Consider the following 2,420-nt stretch of genomic DNA (forward strand, 5'->3'; position numbering starts at 1 on the left):
TGCCCACCGTCCCTTGCACCGCCCGTGAAATGGTGGGCACGCTGCGCTTTGCCCACCCTACAGTTCTGGGCAACGCTCTCACCCCGTCATTGCGAGCGCAGCGAAGCAATCCATGTCTCCGCAAGCGGCGCGATGGATTGCTTCGCTTACGCTCGCAATGACGGGAGGCGTCTCACAACGGCTCGTCGTCGGGGCCGTAGCGATCGCGCTTCGGCGTCGCGATGTCGCCGTCTTCGTAGTCGTCGTCCTCGTCACGAGGCGCAACTGGAGGCGGCGGCTTCTGTTTGCCGCCGTCCTGCTTTGGAGGTTGGTTTGTCTTCCCGATCCCGCCCATATCGATCTCCCGCCATCACGACATAATGGCTGATTCGGGCGGGACAAGCCGGTCCGCGCGCAGGCCACGGACCGGCCGATTGCTTCAGAACGTCGCGCCGGCCTTTACGAGGAAAGTGCGGCCCGGCAGCGGATAGGCGTTGAAGCGGCCGGGCGTGAAGTTCGAGGCGATGGCGTAGTCGTAATAGAGCGCATTGAGCAGGTTGTTGACGCTGACCGACCAGAAGAAATGCTCATAGGCGCCGCTGAGCTTGAGGTCGATCGTCGCATCGCCCGGAATGCGCGTTTGCGTATTGGCCTGGTCGTTGTCCATGACGCGCGAGCTCCAGGCGCGCAGCGTGGCATCGAGCACGAGATAGTTGTCCCAGATATTCCAGGTCACGCCGAGATTGCCGGTGTAGCGCGACACCAGCGGCACGTCGTTGCCCGCGAACTGTCCCTCGCGGAACACAGCACGCGTGTAAGCCATGCCGCCGCGCAGCGACACGGTATCGCTGACGCGCAGCGAAGCCTGCGTCTCCGAGCCATAGCGCCGGGTCGGCTCGAGGTTGACGTTGAAGAACGGCACCGGATTGAAATGGATCTCGTTCTCGAGGTCCATGTTGTAGACGCTGGTCTGCACCTGGAATCGGCCCGTCTTGACGCGGAATCCGCCTTCGACGTCATGCGAGGTCTGGGTCTTCAACTGGAAATTCTGCGGCAGCGGATTGAAGAAGGCGTCGAACGCGGGACCCGTCGAGACGCGCTCGTCGACATCGGGCGTGCGGAAGGCGTGCGCGGCGCGGGCGAACACCGAGAACATTTCGGTGAAGCGATGCTCGACGCCGACATGCAGCGCGTAGTTGGTCTCGCTCTGGTCGAGCGGCGTCGCCTGCGCGTCGAAGGCGAACGGCGCGTTCGGATCGTAGCGGTCGCGCGCGTTGAGCCAGGTGTTCTGCACCCGCGCGCCATAGGAGAAATCGGTCGTGGGCAATAGGCCGACCGTGTGCATCCAATAGCCGGCGAGCGACTGCTGCGACAGGTCGTAGGTATGGATCGGCGGCACGCCCCGGAACGCGCCGCGCTGCTGGTTGAACGTCGCGTCGTAATAGTCGATGCCGGTCAGGATCGACGACGGAATCCCGAAGATCGAATTGTTGATGCTCAGCCGCGGCGTGATCGACCAGGTCTGCAGCGCGGCGTCATTGTAGGTGGATGTCGCGCTGATGAATGGTGAGGCGCCGAAGAATCCGCTTTGCGTGTCCTTCTGGCGGTAGCCGCCATCGACGATCAGGTCGACGCCGTTCAGAAGCGTCTTGGTGAAGCCAGCCGTCGCGCTCGCGCCCTGCTGGTTGCCGTAGTCGAACGGTGTGGCAGCGCCCTTGCGGTCGGTGACGAGTTGGTTGATGCCGGCGGATGGGTCGACGATCCGGCCGCCCGGAAAGCCCAGCTTCTGGTCGTCGCCGGTCACCGTCAGGAAGGCTTTCAGGTCCGGCGTCGTGTAGTTGAGATTGCCAACGCCGTTGCGCTGGTCGAGCGCATTGTTCACGCGGTAGCCGTCGGACTTGATGCCGTTGCCGTAGAACGACGCCGACCATGGCCCGGAATTCATCGCGGTCGAGATCGCGGCCATGCGCTGGTTGAAGGAGCCGTACCCGGCTTCGCCCCGGATCGAGACCGGCGGGCCGCTGATGCCGGTCTTGGTGACGATGTTGATCACGCCGCCGATCGCGTTGTCGCCGTAGAGCACGGCGCCGCTATTGCCGCGGGTGATCTCGATGCGCTCGATCGAATCCAGCGGGATGGTCGAGAGATCGACCTGCGCCATGTCGATGTCGTTGAGGCGCCGCCCGTTGAGCAGGAACAGTGTATTGGCGGTGGCGAACGCGCCGAAGCCGCGCAGGTCGACCGAGGTCTTGGCGCCGTTTACGCCGCCATAGAGCGATTGAAGCTGCACGCCGGGCGCCTGCGCGATGATCTCCGGCAAGGTGTGCGATGGCGAATGCGCGATGTCGTCGGCGGTGATCACGGTCGAGGACGTCCCGACGATGCCGGCGAACTGCGGGCTGCCGCCGGATGAAGCTCCGCTAGCGGCGCCGCCGCCCGAG

General features: G+C 64.4%; 2 protein-coding genes. Both read right to left on the minus strand.

The window, feature by feature from the left end:
• Positions 1–172 precede the first annotated feature (172 nt).
• Positions 173–334, minus strand: coding sequence for a hypothetical protein (locus CWO89_RS46610; RefSeq protein WP_165421589.1), 162 nt, complete (start codon positions 332–334; stop codon positions 173–175).
• 84 nt (positions 335–418) lie between these two features.
• Positions 419–2,420, minus strand: a 2,002-nt coding sequence (locus CWO89_RS43205; protein WP_130584270.1) for a TonB-dependent receptor, incomplete at its 5' end; no start/stop codon positions are given.

This window comes from Bradyrhizobium sp. Leo170, from assembly GCF_004296405.1.
Classification (GTDB): domain Bacteria; phylum Pseudomonadota; class Alphaproteobacteria; order Rhizobiales; family Xanthobacteraceae; genus Bradyrhizobium.